Annotated in this window: 15 protein-coding genes and 1 tRNA gene; 9 read left to right on the top strand and 7 right to left on the bottom strand. The window is 69.9% G+C overall.

Annotated features, from left to right (window positions below):
* Window positions 1–58: 58 nt before the first annotated feature.
* From SLINC_RS18460 to SLINC_RS18445, 4 genes are all read left to right on the top strand, one after another.
* Window positions 59–589 carry a DUF501 domain-containing protein gene (locus SLINC_RS18460; RefSeq protein WP_067434008.1) on the top strand — a complete coding sequence of 177 codons (531 nt, stop codon included), beginning with the start codon at window positions 59–61 and terminating at the stop codon, window positions 587–589.
* On the top strand, window positions 586–1,527 hold the full coding sequence (locus tag SLINC_RS18455; protein ID WP_067434005.1) for a Ppx/GppA phosphatase family protein: 942 nt from the start codon (window positions 586–588) through the stop codon (window positions 1,525–1,527). The genes SLINC_RS18460 and SLINC_RS18455 overlap by 4 nt, the downstream gene beginning before the upstream one ends.
* 420 nt (window positions 1,528–1,947) lie before the next feature.
* Window positions 1,948–3,336 (top strand): NAD(P)/FAD-dependent oxidoreductase, encoded by a 1,389-nt coding sequence (locus tag SLINC_RS18450; RefSeq protein ID WP_079164594.1) that lies wholly within the window; start codon window positions 1,948–1,950, stop codon window positions 3,334–3,336.
* Between the two features lie 221 nt (window positions 3,337–3,557).
* Window positions 3,558–4,850, top strand: coding sequence for a class I SAM-dependent methyltransferase (locus SLINC_RS18445; RefSeq protein ID WP_067445486.1), 1,293 nt, complete (start codon window positions 3,558–3,560; stop codon window positions 4,848–4,850).
* An 83-nt stretch (window positions 4,851–4,933) separates the two neighbouring features.
* On the opposite strand, the gene SLINC_RS18440 is transcribed toward SLINC_RS18445, so the two are convergent.
* Both SLINC_RS18440 and SLINC_RS18435 read right to left on the bottom strand, forming a co-directional pair.
* Window positions 4,934–7,462: an ABC transporter permease gene (locus SLINC_RS18440; protein WP_067433999.1), complete on the bottom strand. Its 2,529-nt coding sequence runs from the start codon at window positions 7,460–7,462 to the stop codon at window positions 4,934–4,936.
* Window positions 7,463–7,521: 59 nt separating this feature from the next.
* Complete coding sequence (locus tag SLINC_RS18435) at window positions 7,522–8,292, bottom strand: ABC transporter ATP-binding protein (protein WP_067433996.1); 771 nt, start codon at window positions 8,290–8,292, stop codon at window positions 7,522–7,524.
* 387 nt (window positions 8,293–8,679) lie between these two features.
* On the opposite strand from SLINC_RS18435, the gene SLINC_RS18430 reads away from it, so the two are divergent.
* The 3 genes from SLINC_RS18430 to SLINC_RS18420 all read left to right on the top strand — a co-directional run bounded on the left by SLINC_RS18430 (window position 8,680) and on the right by SLINC_RS18420 (window position 11,253).
* Window positions 8,680–8,763: transfer RNA gene (locus tag SLINC_RS18430), tRNA-Leu, on the top strand.
* A 191-nt stretch (window positions 8,764–8,954) separates the two neighbouring features.
* Complete coding sequence (locus tag SLINC_RS18425) at window positions 8,955–10,130, top strand: 4-hydroxybenzoate 3-monooxygenase (protein WP_067433993.1); 1,176 nt, start codon at window positions 8,955–8,957, stop codon at window positions 10,128–10,130.
* Window positions 10,131–10,341: 211 nt separating this feature from the next.
* Window positions 10,342–11,253: a Bax inhibitor-1/YccA family protein gene (locus SLINC_RS18420; RefSeq protein ID WP_067433990.1), complete on the top strand. Its 912-nt coding sequence runs from the start codon at window positions 10,342–10,344 to the stop codon at window positions 11,251–11,253.
* 102 nt (window positions 11,254–11,355) lie between these two features.
* On the opposite strand, the gene SLINC_RS18415 is transcribed toward SLINC_RS18420, so the two are convergent.
* Window positions 11,356–11,586 carry a DUF4287 domain-containing protein gene (locus SLINC_RS18415; protein WP_067433987.1) on the bottom strand — a complete coding sequence of 77 codons (231 nt, stop codon included), beginning with the start codon at window positions 11,584–11,586 and terminating at the stop codon, window positions 11,356–11,358.
* A gap of 104 nt (window positions 11,587–11,690) precedes the next feature.
* On the opposite strand from SLINC_RS18415, the gene SLINC_RS18410 reads away from it, so the two are divergent.
* Entirely contained in the window at window positions 11,691–12,002 is a 312-nt protein-coding gene (locus SLINC_RS18410; RefSeq protein WP_067433983.1) for a hypothetical protein, read from the top strand.
* 70 nt (window positions 12,003–12,072) lie between these two features.
* On the opposite strand, the gene SLINC_RS18405 is transcribed toward SLINC_RS18410, so the two are convergent.
* The 3 genes from SLINC_RS18405 to SLINC_RS18395 form a co-directional block, all read right to left on the bottom strand.
* Window positions 12,073–12,855 (bottom strand): hypothetical protein, encoded by a 783-nt coding sequence (locus tag SLINC_RS18405; protein WP_182449305.1) that lies wholly within the window; start codon window positions 12,853–12,855, stop codon window positions 12,073–12,075.
* Window positions 12,856–13,153: 298 nt separating this feature from the next.
* Complete coding sequence (locus tag SLINC_RS18400) at window positions 13,154–14,374, bottom strand: acetyl-CoA C-acetyltransferase (protein ID WP_067433977.1); 1,221 nt, start codon at window positions 14,372–14,374, stop codon at window positions 13,154–13,156.
* Window positions 14,375–14,649: 275 nt separating this feature from the next.
* Window positions 14,650–15,675 carry an SGNH/GDSL hydrolase family protein gene (locus SLINC_RS18395; RefSeq protein ID WP_067433974.1) on the bottom strand — a complete coding sequence of 342 codons (1,026 nt, stop codon included), beginning with the start codon at window positions 15,673–15,675 and terminating at the stop codon, window positions 14,650–14,652.
* A 160-nt stretch (window positions 15,676–15,835) separates the two neighbouring features.
* Between SLINC_RS18395 and SLINC_RS18390 the strand changes: the two genes are divergently transcribed.
* Complete coding sequence (locus tag SLINC_RS18390; RefSeq protein WP_067433971.1) at window positions 15,836–17,233, top strand: cystathionine beta-synthase; 1,398 nt, start codon at window positions 15,836–15,838, stop codon at window positions 17,231–17,233.
* Window positions 17,234–17,633: 400 nt separating this feature from the next.
* Here the strand turns inward: SLINC_RS18390 and SLINC_RS18385 are convergent, their stop codons facing one another.
* A complete protein-coding gene (locus SLINC_RS18385) occupies window positions 17,634–18,065 on the bottom strand; it encodes a hypothetical protein (protein ID WP_067433969.1) in 432 nt (143 codons plus the stop codon).
* Window positions 18,066–18,098: the final 33 nt, after the last annotated feature.

Genomic DNA, 18,098 nt, shown 5'->3' with positions numbered 1-18,098 from the left:
CGACGATCAGTGAACGACTGATCCGTGAACCGACCGATGGAACGATAGAAAGACAGGCATGGAAACGCCTCCGCCCTCCACACCGCGCACCGAGCCGACCGACGCGGATGTCGAGGCCTTCAAGCAGCAGCTCGGACGGCCGCCGCGCGGGTTGCGGGCGATCGCGCACCGCTGCCCCTGCGGACAGCCGGACGTGGTGGAGACGGCGCCCCGCCTCCCCGACGGCACCCCCTTCCCGACGACGTACTACCTGACGTGCCCGCGCGCCGCCTCGGCGATCGGCACGCTGGAGGCGAACGGCGTCATGAAGGAGATGACGGAGCGGCTCCAGAGCGATCCGGAGCTGGCCGCCGCCTACCGTGCCGCGCACGAGGACTACCTCGCGCGCCGTGACGCCATCGAGGTCCTGGCGGGCTTCCCGAGCGCGGGTGGCATGCCGGACCGGGTGAAGTGCCTGCACGTCCTGGTCGCGCACTCGCTGGCGGCCGGCCCCGGGGTCAACCCCCTCGGCGACGAGGCCGTCGAGATGCTGCCGGAGTGGTGGCTGAAGGGGACGTGCGTGACGGGCGTGCCGGAGGACGAACAGTGACCCGGGTCGCCGCCGTCGACTGCGGTACGAACTCCATCCGGCTCCTGGTCGCGGACTGCGACCCGGCGACCGGTGAACTGGTCGATCTGGACCGCCGTATGACGATCGTGCGCCTCGGGCAGGGCGTCGACCGTACCGGGCGGCTGGCGCCCGAGGCGCTGGAGCGGACCTTCGCCGCCTGTCGCGAGTACGCGGCGGTGATCAAGGAGCACGGGGCGGAGCGGCTGCGGTTCGTGGCGACCTCGGCCTCCCGGGACGCGGAGAACCGGGACGAGTTCGTGCGCGGGGTGCTGGACATCCTCGGCGTCGAGCCCGAGGTGATCACCGGGGACCGGGAGGCGGAGTTCTCCTTCACCGGTGCCACCAAGGAGCTCACCGGGCGGGACGACCTGGCCCGGCCCTACCTGGTGGTGGACATCGGCGGCGGGTCGACCGAGTTCGTGGTCGGGGACGACGGGGTGCGGGCGGCGCGTTCCGTCGACGTCGGCTGTGTCCGGATGACGGAGCGGCATCTCGTCCAGGACGGGGCGGTGACCGACCCGCCCACCGAGGCGCAGGTCGCCGCGATGCGCGCCGACATCGAGGCCGCCCTCGACCTCGCCGAGCGGTCCGTGCCGCTGCGCGAGGCGCACACCCTGGTGGGCCTGGCCGGCTCGGTCACCACGCTCTCCGCGATCGCGCTCGACCTGCCGGCGTACGACTCGACGGCCATCCACCACTCACGGATCTCCTACGACTCGGTCCGCGAGATCACCCACCGTCTGCTGCACTCCACCCACGCCGAGCGCGCGGCCATCCCCTCCATGCACCCCGGCCGTGTCGACGTGATCGCAGCCGGTGCCCTCGTACTGCTGTCGATCATGGAACGGATCGGTGCGGAGGAGGTCGTGGTGAGCGAGCACGACATCCTCGACGGCATCGCGTGGTCGGTCGCGTGAGCCTCTGCTGAGCAGGTCGGACAACGTATGAGCACGTTCGAGGGGTCCTTCGGGGCCCCTCGATGACGTGCCGTCGAGAAAGTTCGTGAAGTTCTTCACAAGGAATTCGGCCCTGTCGGAGCACGAAAGTCATCGCGTTGACCCTTCCGAGGGCTCGACATGCCCTTGAACGTGTTCAGATCGGGCGCATGCGGGCATCGCGGGGGCGGTGTGCGGGGGGTCCGCGGAGGGGGCTCACGGAGGGTCCGGAGGTGCGGAGAGGCAGCTCACGCGGCATTGACAACGGCCCTCCCTACACGGGGGTTCCCGGTCGCCGCCATGACCTGGATCACGCGAGCGGCGGAGGATAGCACACACCCCGAGGAAGCTTGTGAAGGGGCGCACGAGCGACCCCCCTGAGGCGGGTGGATACTCGATGGCATGAGCACCACGGAGCGTCCCAGGATCCTCGTAGTAGGCGGTGGGTACGTAGGCCTGTACGCAGCTCGGCGCATTCTCAAGAAGATGCGCTACGGCGAGGCGACCGTCACGGTCGTCGACCCCCGGTCGTACATGACCTACCAGCCCTTCCTCCCCGAAACCGCCGCCGGCAACATCTCCCCGCGCCATGTCGTCGTCCCGCTGCGACGCGTGCTGCCCAAGGCGGAGGTCCTCACCGGCCGGGTCACCACCATCGACCAGGACCGCAAGGTCGCCACGATCGCCCCGCTGGTCGGCGAGGCGTACGAGCTGCCCTTCGACTACCTGGTCGTCGCCCTCGGCGCGGTCTCCCGCACCTTCCCGATCCCCGGCCTCGCCGAGCAGGGCATCGGTATGAAGGGCATCGAGGAGGCCATCGGCCTGCGCAACCACGTGCTGGAGCAGCTGGACAAGGCCGACTCCACGAACGACGAGGAGATCCGCCGCAAGGCGCTCACCTTCGTCTTCATCGGCGGCGGCTTCGCGGGTGCGGAGACCATCGGCGAGGTCGAGGACATGGCCCGCGACGCGGCCAAGTACTACACCAACGTCTCCCGCGAGGACATGCGGTTCATCCTCGTCGACGCCGCCGACAAGATCCTCCCCGAGGTCGGCCCCAAGCTCGGCCAGTACGGCAAGGAGCACCTGGAGGCCCGCGGGGTCGAGGTCTACCTCTCCACCTCCATGGACTCCTGCGTCGACGGCCACGTGGTGCTGAAGAACGGCCTGGAGGTCGACTCCAGCACCATCGTCTGGACCGCCGGCGTCAAGCCGAACCCGGTCCTGTCCCGCTACGGCCTGCCGCTCGGCCCCCGCGGTCACGTCGACTGCGCGACGACCCTCCAGGTCCAGGGCACCGACTACATCTGGGCCGCCGGCGACAACGCCCAGGTCCCGGACCTCGTCGGCCGCAAGGCCGGCAACGAGAACGCCTGGTGCCCGCCGAACGCCCAGCACGCGCTGCGTCAGGCCCGCGTCCTCGGCGACAACGTCATCTCCGGGATGCGCGGCTTCCCGCAGAAGGACTACAGCCACGCCAACAAGGGCGCCGTGGCCGGTCTCGGGCTCCACAAGGGCGTCGCGATGATCGTCATGGGCAAGATGAAGATCAAGCTCAAGGGCCGTCTCGCCTGGTACATGCACCGCGGCTACCACGGTCTGGCCATGCCGACCTGGAACCGCAAGGTCCGTGTCTTCGCCGACTGGACCCTCGGCATGTTCCTCAAGCGCGAGGTCGTCTCCCTCGGCGCGATGGAGCACCCGCGCGAGGAGTTCTACGAGGCCGCGAGGCCCGTGCCGGCGGCCGAGCCGAAGAAGGCCGAGAAGAAGACCGAGGCGAAGGCCTCCTGATCTCCTCAGGCTGATCTCCTCAAGTCGCTGAACCGTCCGAAGGGCCCCCTGCCATCCGTGGTGCAGGGGGCCCTTCGGCGTTCCTGAGACGCGAGCGCCGGCGGTGCGTGGCCCGTGCACCTGTTTTGCCCAGTCGTGACCACCCACTCGGAGTGCATCCGGCCGCGTCGCTGTTTACCAAAGTGGACAATTCCGGGATCCTCGTCACGGAGGTGTGCGCCATGGCAGATGCCGCGCTGCGGCTCAGGGACCTCTTCGGACAATTGCTCGGTGTGCCGTTGCCGGTACGCATCCGGGCCTGGGACGGCTCGGAGGCGGGGCCGCCCGACGCGCCCGCGCTGGTGGTACGCAACCGCAGGGCCGTCCGCCGGCTGCTGTGGAAGCCCGGCGAACTGGGGCTCGCGCGGGCCTGGGTCGCCGGCGACCTGGACATCGAGGGCGACCTCTACGCCGGGCTGGAGATGATGTCGGGGCTGGTGTGGGAGCGCGGGGAGGACGCCAGGACCCTGTCCGAGGTCCTGCGCGACCCCGAGGCGCGGGCCGCCGTACGCCGGCTGATCGTGCTGGCCTGGCCTCCGCTGCCGCCCGCCCCGCCACGCGAGGAGCTGCGCAGACCCCGCAGGCACCTGCACACCAAGAGCAGTGACAAGCGGGCCATCAGCCACCACTACGACGTCGGCAACGACTTCTACGAGATCGTCCTCGGGCCGAGCATGGTGTACTCCTGCGCCTACTGGCCGGACCCCGACAGCACCCTGGAGACCGCCCAGTACGACAAGCTGGACCTGATCTCCCGCAAGCTCGGCCTGAAGCCCGGCCTGCGCCTGCTCGACGTCGGCTGCGGCTGGGGCTCGATGGCCATCCACGCCGCCCGCGAGTACGGGGTGAGCGTCGTCGGCGTCACCCTCTCCCACGAACAGGCCGCCTACGCCCGCAAGCGCGTCGCCGGCGAGGGGCTCACCGACCGGATCGAGATCCGCGTACAGGACTACCGGGACGTCGAGGACGGGCCCTTCGACGCCATCTCCTCCATCGGGATGGCCGAACACGTCGGCGCCGACCGGTATCTGGAGTACGCCGAGAACCTCTTCCGGCTGCTGAAGCCCGGGGGACGGCTCCTGAACCACCAGATCGGCCGCCGTCCGCAGCGCGACGAGGCGTCGTACCACCTGGACGAGTTCATCGACGCCTATGTCTTCCCCGACGGGGAGCTCGCCCCCGTCGGCACCACCGTCACGCAGCTCGAACGCGCCGGGTTCGAGGTCCGTGACGTCGAGTCGATCCGTGAGCACTACGGCCTGACCCTGCGCCGCTGGGTCGCCAACCTGGAGGGCGACTGGGACCGCGCGATGCGGCTCACCTCCCCCGGGCGGGCCCGGGTCTGGCGGCTGTACATGGCCGCCTGCGCGCTCGCCTTCGAACGCAACCGCATCGGCGTCAACCAGGTCCTCGCCGTCCGCGCCCCGGAGTCCGGAGCGTCGGGGCTGCCGCTGCGCTCCCGCACCTGGAACTGAGCGCACCTGGAACTGAGTACGCGACCGGGGCCCGGTTCCCCACCAGGAGGAACCGGGCCCCGCGTGTGCCGGCCGCCGTGGCGCTACTCCGACTTGATCGCCGTCAGCATGTTCAGCCGGGCCGCCCGCCGGGCCGGCCACAGGGCGGCGAGGATGCCCACCGTCGCGGCCAGGAGGAGGAAGACGGCCATCCGGGCCCAGGGCAGGACCAGTTCGTACGTCGCCATCTTCGAGGCCAGCAGCTCACCGGCCGCCCAGCCGAAGAACACGCCCAGACCGATGCCCAGCACCGCGCCGAACAGCGAGATCACCAGGGACTCCAGGCGGACCATCCGCTTGATGCCCCGGCGGTCCAGGCCGATCGCCCGGAGCATGCCGATCTCCTGGGAGCGCTCGAAGACCGACATGGCCAGGGTGTTGATGACCCCGAGGACCGCCACGATCACCGCCATCGCGAGCAGGCCGTACACCATGTTCAGCATCAGCGTGAACATCTTCGCGATCTCGTTGGAGATGTCCTTCTTGTCCTGGACCTTGATCGCCGGGTTGGTGCCGAGGGCCCTCTCCAGCTTGTCCTGCACCGCGCCGGACGCGCCGTCGGAGGTCTTCACCATGACCTGCATGACGTACGGGTCCGTCACATGCGGGGCGAGGGTCGACTCGTCGAGCAGGATGCCGCGCAGGAACTCGTTGCTCTCGTAGGTCCCGGCGACCGTCAGCCGCTGCTTCTTGCCGTCCTCGTAGGAGACGCTGAAGCCGGAACCGACCTTCCAGCCCTTGGACTTGGCGGTCTCGCTGTCCACCACGACCTGGGAGCCGCCGACCTTGAAGGAGCCGTCGTCGACCTTCGGGCCCACCAGGTCGCCGATCGCGGCGCCGTTGACACCGGTCAGGTACTCGGTCTCGCCGTCGATACGGGAGGCGGCGTTGGTCAGCGGGCTGGTGGCGGTGACGTCGTCGGCCTGCTTCAGCTTCTTCTCGACGTCCGGCGACAGCGCGTTGCCGTTCGCCATGGAGACCACGTAGTCAGCCTTGATGGAGGACGCCGCCATCTTGTCGATGGCCTGCTGGAGGCTGCCCGCCATCACCGTCATACCGGTGATCAGGGTCAGGCCGATCATCAGCGCGGAGGCGGTGGCGGCCGTGCGGCGCGGGTTGCGCACCGAGTTCTGCCGGGCCAGCTTGCCGGAGATGCCGAAGGCGCGCAGCACCGGCGCCGCGGCGGCGATGAGGGGGCGGGACAGCAGCGGGGTCAGGATGAACACGCCGATGATCAGCAGCACCGCGCCGAGGCCCATGGGCATCTGGCCGTCCGAGCCGTCCATCGTCGTGGCCGCCAGGACCACCGCGACGCCCGCGCCCGCGATCAGCGAGCCCAGAGTGTTGCGCAGCACCAGCGACTTGGTGGTGGCCTTGGCGTGCACGCTGCTCATGGCCGCCACCGGCGGGATCTTCGCGGCCCGGCGGCCGGGCAGCCACGCGGCCATCATGGTCACCAGGATGCCGACCACGAGCGCGGTGACGATCGTGGCGGGCTTGATGACCAGCGGCCCGTCGGGGACGGTCGCGCCGAACGTGCCCATCAGGGAGCGCAGTCCGGCCCCGATGCCGATGCCCGCGAGCAGACCGGCCACGGCGGCGACCGCGCCGACCACGAACGCCTCGATCAGCACCGACCGTGTCACCTGCCGGCGCGAGGCACCGACCGCGCGCAGCAGGGCCAGCTCCTTGGTGCGCTGGGCGACCAGCATGGTGAAGGTGTTGGCGATGATGAACGTGCCGACGAACAGGGCGATACCGGCGAAGACCAGCAGGCCCGTCTGCATGCCGCTCATCGACTGGGAGATCATCTGCGCCTGGTCGTCGGCGAGTTGCCTGCCGGTGGTGGTCTCGGTGGCGCCCTTCGGCAGCGCCTTGTCCAGCTGGGCCTTCAGCGCGGCCTGCGTGACGCCCGGCTTCGCCTTGACGTCGATCTCGTCGTAGGTGCCGGGCTCACCGAGGAGGCGCTGCGCGGTCGTCGTGTCGAACAGGGTGAGGCTGCCGCCGGCGGCGACGTTGCCGTCGTCGGTGGTGAAGATGCCGGTGATCCTCGGGGTGAGGACGGGGCCGTCGACCGACATCCGTACGGTGTCGCCGACCTTGTAGCCGGCGCGCTTCGCGGTCTCGGCGTCGATGAGGATCTCGCCCTCGCCCTTGGGGGCGTGGCCGCTGACCAGCGGGTAGCGGGGGTCCTTGGCGCCCCAGTAGTTGGCGCCCTGCGACTGGAAGCCCTGGCCGATGAGCTTTCCGTCCTTGTCGGCGATGGCGGTGAAGTCGCTGACGACGCCGATGGCGGACGCGGCACCGGGAACCCGGGTGCTCGCATCGAGCACCGCCTGGGTCAGGTCGTGGGACTTGCCCACCCGGTCGCCCTCGGCGTCCTGGTACTCCGCGGTGACGGCGACGTCGACCTGGTCGAAGCCCTTGGCCGAGCTCTTCTGGTAGGCGTCGGAGATGGTGTTGGTGAAGACCAGGGTCCCCGACACGAAGGCCACGCCGAGCATCACGGCGAGCACGGTCATCAGGAGCCGGGCCTTGTGCGCGAGGACGTTGCGCAAGGCGGTACGGAACATGGGGTTGTCTCAGTCCAGATAGGTGGGGTGAGCGGACGTCAGCCGGTGGGCCCTTGGCGTCAGCTGGTGCGGCCCTTGGCGTCGAACTGCTTCATGAAGTCGAGGACCGACTCGGCGGTGGGCCGGGTCATCTCGTCGACGACGCGGCCGTCCGCGAGGAACACCACCCGGTCCGCGTAGGCCGCGGCCACCGGGTCGTGGGTCACCATGACCACCGTCTGGCCGAGCTCCCGCACGGAGTTGCGGAGGAAGCCGAGGACCTCGGCGCCGGAGCGCGAGTCGAGGTTTCCGGTCGGCTCGTCGCCGAAGATGATGTCGGGCCTGGAGGCCAGGGCGCGGGCCACGGCGACGCGCTGCTGCTGTCCGCCGGAGAGCTGGGCGGGACGGTGACCGAGACGGTCCCGCAGTCCCACCATCCGGATCACCGTGTCCAGCCACTGCTTGTCCGGCTTGCGGCCCGCGATGTCCATGGGGAGCGTGATGTTCTCCAGGGCGGTCAGCGTCGGCAGCAGGTTGAACGCCTGGAAGATGAACCCGATCTTGTCCCGGCGCAGCTTGGTCAGCTGCTTGTCCTTCAGCGACCCCAGCTCGGTCTCACCGATGCGCACCGATCCCGAGGAGAAGGTGTCCAGGCCCGCCACGCAGTGCATCAGCGTGGACTTGCCGGAGCCGGAGGGGCCCATGATCGCGGTGAACTCGGCCTGCCGGAAGTCGGCGGAGACCCGGTCCAGGGCGACCACCTGGGTCTCGCCCTGACCGTAGATCTTCGACAGATCCGTGGCACGCGCCGCCACTGCGGTGGTCCGGCCGACGATGGGTGTGGTGGTCACGAGAGGGCACTCCTGGGAACGACGACTGGGGGAATACCTCCATCGTCGCCGCCGCGGAGCGCCGTGTAGTCAGCCGCTGTTCCGGTTCCGAAGGCAGACTCGAGTCGGACCACACCGCGCGCTGTCATACCTGGGGATGAGGGTCACCCCTGACGACCCGGTGCGTCGAGAACAGGTGGAGCGTCCTCGTTCAGACGGTGAAATTCCGTCATTCCGCATGCGTGGTGACACGTCCCGCGTAAGGCTATTGGCAAGTGCGGATGGACTGTTCAGGGTGCTGATGCTCCCTCAGAACTCAATAAAATAAGACAACATCGGGCCACCCGACCCCTGTTGGGGGGAGGCGTCCCGATAGGCTCGGGAACCTCGATGCGGAGCCCATGGCCTGCCCGGATGGTGGAATGCAGACACGGCGAGCTTAAACCTCGCTGCCCCTTCGCGGGCGTGCCGGTTCAAGTCCGGCTCCGGGCACTTCCGACACCTGCACCCTCCATTGAAGACTTCACCTCACTGAAGCGTTCCCCGTCCGACCGTTGACAGCGGCCGTACGCGGTCGGAGACTCATGTCTGAAAGCAAGTGAAGAAAACTTCACCACGCGAACGCGAGAACAGACGCGAAGTACAGACGAGAGAACCTACGAGAGAACAGAGAGGATGGGTCGATGCGCACCACCGTCGGCATCATCGGAGCCGGCCCCGCCGGCCTCCTCCTCGCCCGGCTGCTGCACAACGCGGGCATCGACTCGGTCGTCCTGGAGAGCCGCGACCGCGCCTACGTCGAGCACCGGCAGCGGGCCGGAATCCTGGAGCAGGGCACGGTCGACGTGCTGCGCGAGGCCGGCGCCGGGCAGCGCATGGACCGCGAGGGCCTGCGGCACGACGGGATAGAGCTGCGCTACGCCAGAAAGCGCCACCGCGTCGACTTCCCCGCCCTCACCGGCGGCCGGTCGGTGATGGTCTACGCCCAGACCGAGGTCTGCAAGGACCTCATCGCCCTCCAGCTCGCCGGGGGCGGCCCCCTGCTGTTCGAGGCGGAGGCGCTCGCCGTCGAGGGCGCCGACACCGACAGCCCGCGCGTCCGCTTCCGTCACCAGGGGCGCGAAGACGTCCTGGAGTGCGACTACGTCGTCGGCTGCGACGGCTTCTGGGGCGTGGCCCGCAAGGCGATACCCGCCGAGCTCACCCAGGTGTTCGAGCGCGCCTACCCCTTCGGCTGGCTCGGCATCCTCGCCGACGTCCCGCCCTCCCACGACGAGCTGGTCTACGCCCGCCACGACCGCGGTTTCGCCCTGCTGTCCATGCGCTCCCCGGCCGTCTCCCGCCTCTACCTCCAGGTGCCCGAGGGCACCGACGCCGAGTCCTGGGCCGACGAGGAGATCTGGGACGAGCTGGAGCGCCGCTTCGAGACCGCCGACGACTGGCGGCTGGAGCGCGGCCCCATCACCCAGAAGTCCGTCACCCCGATGCGCTCCTACGTCCACGAGCCCATGCGGTACGGCCGGCTCTTCCTCGCCGGGGACGCGGCCCACATCGTGCCGCCCACCGGGGCCAAGGGGCTCAACCTGGCCGTCGGTGACGTCGTGACCTTCGCGCGCGCCCTGACGTACCAGAAGGAGAAGGGCTCGGCGGAGCTGCTCGACGCGTACTCCGCGACCTGTCTGCACCGGGTCTGGCAGGCCGAGCGGTTCTCCTACGACATGACGACGCTGCTGCACCGGGCCCCCGACGCCACCCCCTTCGAGGACCGGCTCCAGCTCGCCCGGCTGGAGCGGATCGCCGGCTCGCGGGCCGCCGAGACCGATCTCGCCGAGGCGTACACGGGCTTCGCGTTCGGGTGAGCCTCGGGTTGAGCTTCGGGTGGGGCAAGGTGACGGCTCTGTCCCAGGTAGGTCATGATCCGGGCCCTGCGGGCGCCGGGAATCAGTGGCACGCGTAGCGTGTTGCCCATCACGACGAGGGAAAGATCCTCCCCAAGCACTAGGGTCATTCCTTTGCCTACCTATTACTCTTGAGGCCAAGGTCCACAGACGGTGGCCATGGAGGAGTGAAATGAGGAGCAGCAACCCGGTCTTCTCGCGACGGGGGTTCAGCCGCGACAACGGCCACGCGGGCTTCAACACCGCGCCGCAGGCCGGGGGCGCAGCCGTAGGCACGCAGGGCAGCCCGTACGCGCAGCCGCAGTCCGGCAACCCGTACGCCCAGAACCCGTACGCGCAGAATCCCTACGCCCAGCAGGACGTGCAGCACGGCGCGCCGCCGCAGGCCCCGGCCACCACCGGCCGGATGTCCATCGACGACGTCGTCCTGCGTACCGGCACCACGCTCGGCGTCCTCGTCGTCACGGCCGCGCTCGCCTGGGCGCTGCTGCCCGTGGACGACGCGAACATCAGCCGTTCGTACGGCATCGGTATCGGTGCCGCGCTGATCGGCATGGTCCTGGCCTTCGTCCAGTCCTTCAAGCGCAAGGCCTCGCCCGCGCTGATCCTGACGTACGCCGCCTTCGAGGGCGTGTTCCTCGGAGTCGTCTCCAGCATCGTCGACAACCGCATCGCCAGCGGTGCGGCCATGCAGGCGGTGATCGGCACACTGGCCGTCTTCGCCGCCGTGCTGATCGCGTACAAGGCGGGCTGGATCCGCGTCAACCGCCGGTTCTACGGCTTCGTGATGGCGGCCGCGCTCGGCTTCGTCATGCTGATGATGGTGAACCTGCTGTTCGCCGTCTTCGGCGGCGGTGACGGCCTCGGCTTCCGCAGCGGACCGCTCGGCATCGTCTTCGGTGTCATCGGCATCCTGCTCGGTGCCGCCTTCCTCGCCCTGGACTTCAAGCAGGTCGAGGACGGTATCGCCTACGGCGCGCCGCGCGAGGAGGCCTGGCTGGCGGCCTTCGGCCTGACGCTCACGCTGGTCTGGATCTACATGGAGTTCCTGAGGATCATCGCGATCCTCAACAGCAACGACTAGTCTCCGACGGTCGTACGGCACAAGGGCCCCGGGCCGAGACCCGGGGCCCTTCGTCGTCTGTGCGGCCGTCTTCGCGTGCTCGGCGGCCGTCTCTTCGCGCGCCTAGAGGAGTTTGCGCGCCGCCCTCCTCAGGTCGTACTCGTGGACGATCGCCTTCGCGTGGCCGTACGCGAGGTTGTGTTCGTGGCGGAGCCAGCTGACCTTTTCCTCGAAGCGGAAGAGGGCCGGGCCATCTTCGACGGTGCGGAGCCAGTCGGACACTTCACGACCGGTGCAGTGGGGGATGCGGGCGAGCATGTTGCGGTGGGTCTCCTCGGAGAGGACGTGGGACATCGGCGCCTCCGGACGCAAAGGGGATGTAAGCCGGTCCTTCAGGTCACCGTGCCTGAGCGTTGGCCCGTTGGCAACAGTCCCGGTGGGACGCGTACGGTTGCGCCGTGGTGGATACGACGCGTCTGACCCGGGCTGTGGATCACTTTGCCGACCGTTTGCGGGCGGCACCGCAGAGCCGTCTGCAACGGGGCGCTGCCGCGGAGGCGCTGGCGCTGGCCAGGGCGTTCGTCGAGTGGGCGCAGGTTGTGGAGGCGCCCGGGGTTGAGCCTCGGGTGATGCCTGATGCGGGGATGTTTGCCGCCGCCGACCAAATCACCGTTGCTGTACATGACCTGGCCCTCGTCCTGGAGGACGAGGGCCAGGTTGCCGAAGCTGTGAGGCTGGTGGAAGAGGCGCAGAAGAGGGCGGGGGTCTGAGGCCGCTTGGCGGGTGACGGTCCGTCGTGGCTGGTCGCGCAGTTCCCCGCGCCCCTTGACGCCTTCGGCGTCAGAGGCTCGCTATGACCCGGTCCGCCAGGATGTAGACGTTCTCCTCGCCGCAGGCGAAGGTGAGGGTGTAGGCGCCGGAGATGCCGGAGCCGCCGAGGAGGACCGGGGTTTCGCCGGCCCGCAGGGCGGTGGCCAGGCGTTCGGCCGTCTCGCGGTGGCCCGGGGTCATGCAGAGGGTGGTGCCGTCGGCGAAGACATAGACGTCGAGGGTGCCGAGAGGGCCGGGGCGGACGTCGGTGAGTTCGGTCCCGGAGGCCGCGAGGTCCTCAAGGGTGGCGACGGTGCGCTCGTGGTCGTTCACGACCGGTGAGGCGACCGGCACGAAGTCCGGGTGCGAGGGGTGGCGGCGGCGGGCCGCGGCCAGCTCCGGGGAGTCGGCGGCGTACTCCTCGCTGTCGGCGGTCGGCTCGGCGACCGGCTCCAGCGGCTCCAGGCCCACGAAATCGGCCTGCCGGGGCAGGAAGAGTTCGCTGTCGGGCAGCCCAAGGAGCGAGGGTGCGTCGGAGGCGTCTCGGGCCTCCTGCGCGGCCCAGAAGGCGCGCGCCTCGGCGAGCTCGCGCTCCCGCTCCTCGGCGAGGGCCTCGGCCACGGCGGCACGTATCCCGTCGGCATCGGCGGACTGGCGGGCGGACGGCACCAGGGCTCGCGCCGCGGCGGCGTTGCCCGCGGCGAGCTCGGTGTGCAGGGCGGCGACCTGTCGGCGCAGCACCATGAGGGTGCGCAGGACGGCGACGCCCACGGCGCCCGTGGCGGCCGTGGTGACCAGCAAGGCGATCGGCATGGCGCTCACTGACGTACTCCCGGTTCAAAGTCGACCCCCGACTTCCTACATCAGCTTGAAGGGCGGACTATCCCGCTGTCAGTGCGTAACGTCACGAATCGGACAGGACTTTGGGCCCGACGCATGCTGATGGAGGGGTGCTGACCTGCGTGAATCCCTTCCGGAAGGGAGATAGGTCACATCCTGAGGGAGATTGGATCACAAATCGACCCAGAACCCTGGTGGTTCAAGGGTTCCGGGCCGAAGGGTGACGCTGGGTTTCCGTACGGCTACGGGTGGTTGGCGTCCTTTCGGGTGGTCAGCTCAGGCGCTCGATGACCATCGCCATGCCCTGGCCGCCGCCGACGCACATCGTCTCCAGGCCGAACTGCTTGTCGTGGAACTGGAGGGAGTTGATGAGCGTGCCGGTGATGCGGGCACCGGTCATGCCGAAGGGGTGTCCTACGGCGATGGCGCCGCCGTTGACGTTCAGCCGGTCGAGGTCGATGCCCAGCTCGCGGTAGGAGGGGATCACCTGGGCGGCGAACGCCTCGTTGATCTCGACCAGGTCGATGTCGTCGATGGTGAGACCGGCGCGGCGCAGAGCCTGCTGCGAGGCGTCGACCGGGCCGAGGCCCATGATCTCGGGCGAGAGGCCGGAGACACCGGTCGAGACGATGCGGGCGAGCGGGGTCAGGCCGAGCTCGCGGGCCTTGGTGTCGCTCATGACGACGACCGCGGCGGCGCCGTCGTTCAGCGGGCAGCAGTTGCCGGCGGTGACGAGCCCGTCCGGGCGGAAGACCGGCTTCAGACCCTGGACGCCCTCCAGGGTGACGCCGGGGCGCGGGCCGTCGTCCTTGCTCACGACCGTGCCGTCGGGGGTGGTGACCGGGGTGATCTCGCGCTCCCAGAAGCCGTTCTTGATGGCTTCCTCGGCGAGGTTCTGCGAGCGGACGCCGAACTCGTCCATGTCCTGGCGGGTGATGCCCTTGGCGCGGGCCAGGTTCTCGGCGGTCTGGCCCATCGCGATGTACGGGTCCGGGACGAGGCCGTCCTCGCGCGGGTCGTGCCAGGTCGTGCCCTCCTGCTGGGCGACCTCGGCGGTACGGGCCTCGGCCTCGGCGAAGAGCGGGTTGTGCGTGTCCGGGAGGCTGTCGGAGTTGCCCTTGGCGAAACGGGACACCATCTCCACGCCCGCCGAGATGAAGACGTCGCCCTCGCCGGCCTTGATGGCGTGCAGGGCCATGCGGCTGGTCTGGAGGGAGGAGGAGCAGTAACGGGTGATCGTGCAGCCGGGGAGGTGGTCCATGCCCATCTGTACGGCGACGATCCTGCCGAGGTTGTGCCCCTGCTCGCCACCGGGCAGGCCGCAGCCGAGCATCAGGTCGTCGATGTCCCTCGGATCCAGCTCGGGGATCTTGGCCAGGGCCGCCTGGATGATCGTGGCGGTGAGGTCGTCCGGGCGGAGGTCCTTGAGCGAGCCCTTGAAGGCACGGCCGATGGGGGAGCGGGCGGTCGAGACGATCACGGCTTCGGGCATCACGGCTCCATTGACATACCGGGGGGTCGGGCAGGGCTGTGTGGGAAGTTACCCGGACGTATGGCCTGGGTCACGGGGGTGGGGGTGTGACCCTGACCGCAATTGTCTAAGCGCTTGCTTGGGCCTCCGGCGGTGGAGCGGGAACCAGCGCGGGTGGATGGGGGTGGCCGCCCCTGGGGGCTGCGCCCCCAGACCCCCGATCGGCCCTGAAGGGGCCTCGTCCTCAAACGCCGGACGGGCTGGAAGGTGGCCGTGATTCCAGCCCGGCGGCGAGATCAGGGCTGCGGCGTCGCAGCCGTCGGCTCCGGTTCCTGGACCCGCCGCCGGCGTCGGCGCTTGAGGAGGGCCCAGGGGCCCTTCGGGCCCGTGGACACCGCGGCGGCGACCTCCGTACCCGCCTCCGAGGCGGCCTCCGCGGCGGCGCGGGCGACGGGGAGGAAGCCCTCGCGGCGGGAGACGTCGGGACGCTCCTCGTCCGCCGGCCACAGCCCCAGCGCGGCGCAGACCGTCGGCAGGACGGCCATGGCCGCGGTCGCGTACCCCTCCGCGGAGGGGTGGTAGTTGTCGGGCCCGAAGAGCTCGCGGGGATTGGCCTCGAACTCCGGGCCCAGCAGATCACCGAGGGACACCGTGCGGCCCCCCTGCTCCACGGTGCCGATCGTCTGCGCGGCCGCCAGCTGCCGGGAGGCCCGGCGGGCCAGCCAGCGCAGCGGCTGCTGCACGGGCTCGATCGTGCCGAGGTCGGGACAGGTGCCGACGACGACCTCCGCACCGGCGGTGCGCAGCCGGCGTACCGCGGCCGACAGGTACCGCACCGAGCGGGTCGGCGGCATCCGGTGGGTGACGTCGTTCGCGCCGATCATGATCACGCAGACGTCGGGCACCCGGGCGGGATCCGCCAGGGTCAGGGCGACCTGGCGGTCCAGATCGTCGGAGCGGGCCCCGGGCAGGGCGACGTTGCGCAGCTCCACCGGGCGTTCGGCCACGGCCGCGAGTCCCGACGCCAGCAGCGCGGCCGGCGTCTGGCCGGACCGGTGCACGCCCTGGCCCGCCGCGGTGGAGTCGCCCAGCATCACCATGCGCAGGGGAGGTTCGTCGGGGACGGCGTAGACATGGCCGTAACGGCCCTCTGAATGGGGGACGTGCGGTGTGCTGCCGTTGCCCACCTGGCGCCTCGCCAGCCGTACCTCCGCCAGCAGCAGGCCCATGGCCGCCGCGCCCGCCAATCCGACCCCGCCACCGCCGTACGCGGCACCGGCCGCGATCCGCCGGGCCACCCGTGCCCTCGACATGCTCGTCATGCGTCGCCGCCACCTCCTCGAGTCCGTACATCCACTCCTTGCCCCGTACGGACCGTCGCCCAATCTCAACGGCGAGTGAACGGCCGCCGCGCACCCCTTACAGGCCATAGGCTGGCGGAACAATCACGACCACTTCTTTTGCAAGCATCCGGAGACAACGGTGCAATTCCACGACTCGATGATCAGCCTCGTCGGCAACACCCCGCTGGTGAGGCTCAACAGCGTGACCAAGGGCATCAGGGCCACCGTCCTGGCCAAGGTGGAGTACTTCAACCCCGGCGGCAGCGTGAAGGACCGCATCGCCCTGCGCATGATCGAGGCGGCCGAGGACAGCGGCGCGCTGAAGCCGGGCGGCACCATCGTCGAGCCGACCAGCGGGAACACCGGCGTGGGGCTCGCGATCGTGGCCCAGCAGAAGGGGTACAAGTGCATCTTCGTGTGCCCCGACAAGGTGAGCACCGACAAGATCAACGTGCTGCGCGCCTACGGCGCCGAGGTCGTCGTCTGCCCCACCGCCGTGGACCCCGAGCACCCGGACTCCTACTACAACGTCTCCGACCGGCTCGTCCGTGAGACGCCGGGCGCGTGGAAGCCCGACCAGTACTCCAACCCCAACAACCCGCTCTCCCACTACCACTCCACCGGCCCCGAGCTGTGGGAGCAGACGGAGGGCCGGATCACCCACTTCGTGACGGGTGTGGGCACCGGCGGCACCATCTCCGGGACCGGGCGCTACCTGAAGGACGCCAGCGACGGCAAGGTCAAGGTCGTCGGCGCCGACCCGGAGGGGTCCGTGTACTCCGGCGGTTCGGGACGGCCGTATCTCGTCGAGGGCGTCGGTGAGGACTTCTGGCCGACCGCCTACGACCGGACCGTCGCCGACGAGATCGTGGCCGTGTCCGACAAGGACTCCTTCCAGATGACCCGCCGGCTCGCCAAGGAGGAGGGGCTGCTGGTCGGCGGCTCCTGCGGAATGGCCGTCGTGGCGGCGCTGGAGGTCGCCTCGCGGCTGGGTGAGGACGACGTCGTGGTCGTCCTGCTGCCCGACAGCGGCCGCGGCTACCTCAGCAAGATCTTCAACGACGAGTGGATGGCCGACTACGGCTTCCTGGAGGACGAGGGTCCCAGCGCCCGCGTCGCTGACGTCCTCAACGACAAGGTGCACGGCGCCATCCCGTCCCTCGTGCACATGCACCCGGACGAGACCGTCGGCGAGGCCATCGAGGTGCTGCGCGAGTACGGCGTCTCGCAGATGCCGATCGTCAAGCCGGGCGCCGGTCACCCGGACGTGATGGCGGCCGAGGTCGTCGGGTCGGTCGTGGAGCGCGAGCTGCTCAACGCGCTGTTCGCCCAGCAGGCCTCGCTGGAGGACCCTCTGGAGAAGCACATGTCGCCGCCACTGCCCCAGGTCGGCTCCGGTGAGCCGGTCGGCGACCTGATGTCGGTGCTGGGTGCGGCCGACGCGGCGATCGTCCTCGTCGAGGGCAAGCCCACCGGCGTCATCAGCCGGCAGGACCTGCTCGCCTTCCTCGCCAAGGGCGCCACGGGCACCAAGTAGCCCCCGTGGCCGGGCGGGTGGCGATTTCCTGCCCGGCTCCCAGGTTCGCCGGGAAACCTCCGGTGAACGGCCGGTGTACGCGGCGGACTTGCGATTACCTACCGAAATCGTCGACTTCGCAGAAGTGGTACGAGCGCGTCACGTCCACGCAGCACCCGCTTAACACGGGTCCGGCACATTAGTGGGTGTCGGCAGGGCGGGAGCGGCTCCCCGCCCCGGCGGCAACAGAACGGCGTCACGGACCTCCGGAGCGGCTCCCGGACCTCCACAGACGCCTTGGACGCGCAAGCCTGGCCCTGACCCGGCCCGCGTCCCTCGCGGGGACCGCCGTCGTCCCGCCCTCCGTCACACGGGGGTGCGGCGGTCCCCGCGAAAGCTCCCCGGCTTTCTACGGCTCGGCTCATTCCTCCCAGTCACTGTCCTGGGAGGACTTACGGCTGTCGCGTCCGCGGAAGAGCCCCGGGTTGGTGCGGACCGCCTGGAAGGCGTTCACGCCGACGATGCCCGCCCAGGCGGCGAGGAGGCCCGGCAGGTCGGCCACACCGCCGCCGATCGCGGACAGCGGGATCGCCAGCACCAGCGAGACGATCCCGAAGCCGAAGCGGTCACCCCAGGAATCGGTGGGCTGCGGCGACCGCGAGCCCCGGGCCGCCACCATCTGCTGCTCGGCCGTGTGCCGCCGCATCCGGCGCTCCACGGCGCCGTCGATACGCTGGTCGACCTTCTCCAGGAAGGAGTCGACCAGCGCGGACTCGTACTCCTCGCCCAGCTCCCTGCGTGCCTGCAAGGTGGCGTCGAGTTCCTTCTTCAGCTCGGTGTCCCGCGCGTCCATTCCGCTCATGGGCCCCACGGTAGGCAGCCACGC

This window comes from Streptomyces lincolnensis (genome assembly GCF_001685355.1).
Taxonomy (GTDB): Bacteria; Actinomycetota; Actinomycetes; order Streptomycetales; family Streptomycetaceae; genus Streptomyces; species Streptomyces lincolnensis.
The sequence above is the reverse complement of the archived record's forward strand: the minus strand, read 5'-3'. Positions and strand labels throughout refer to the sequence as shown.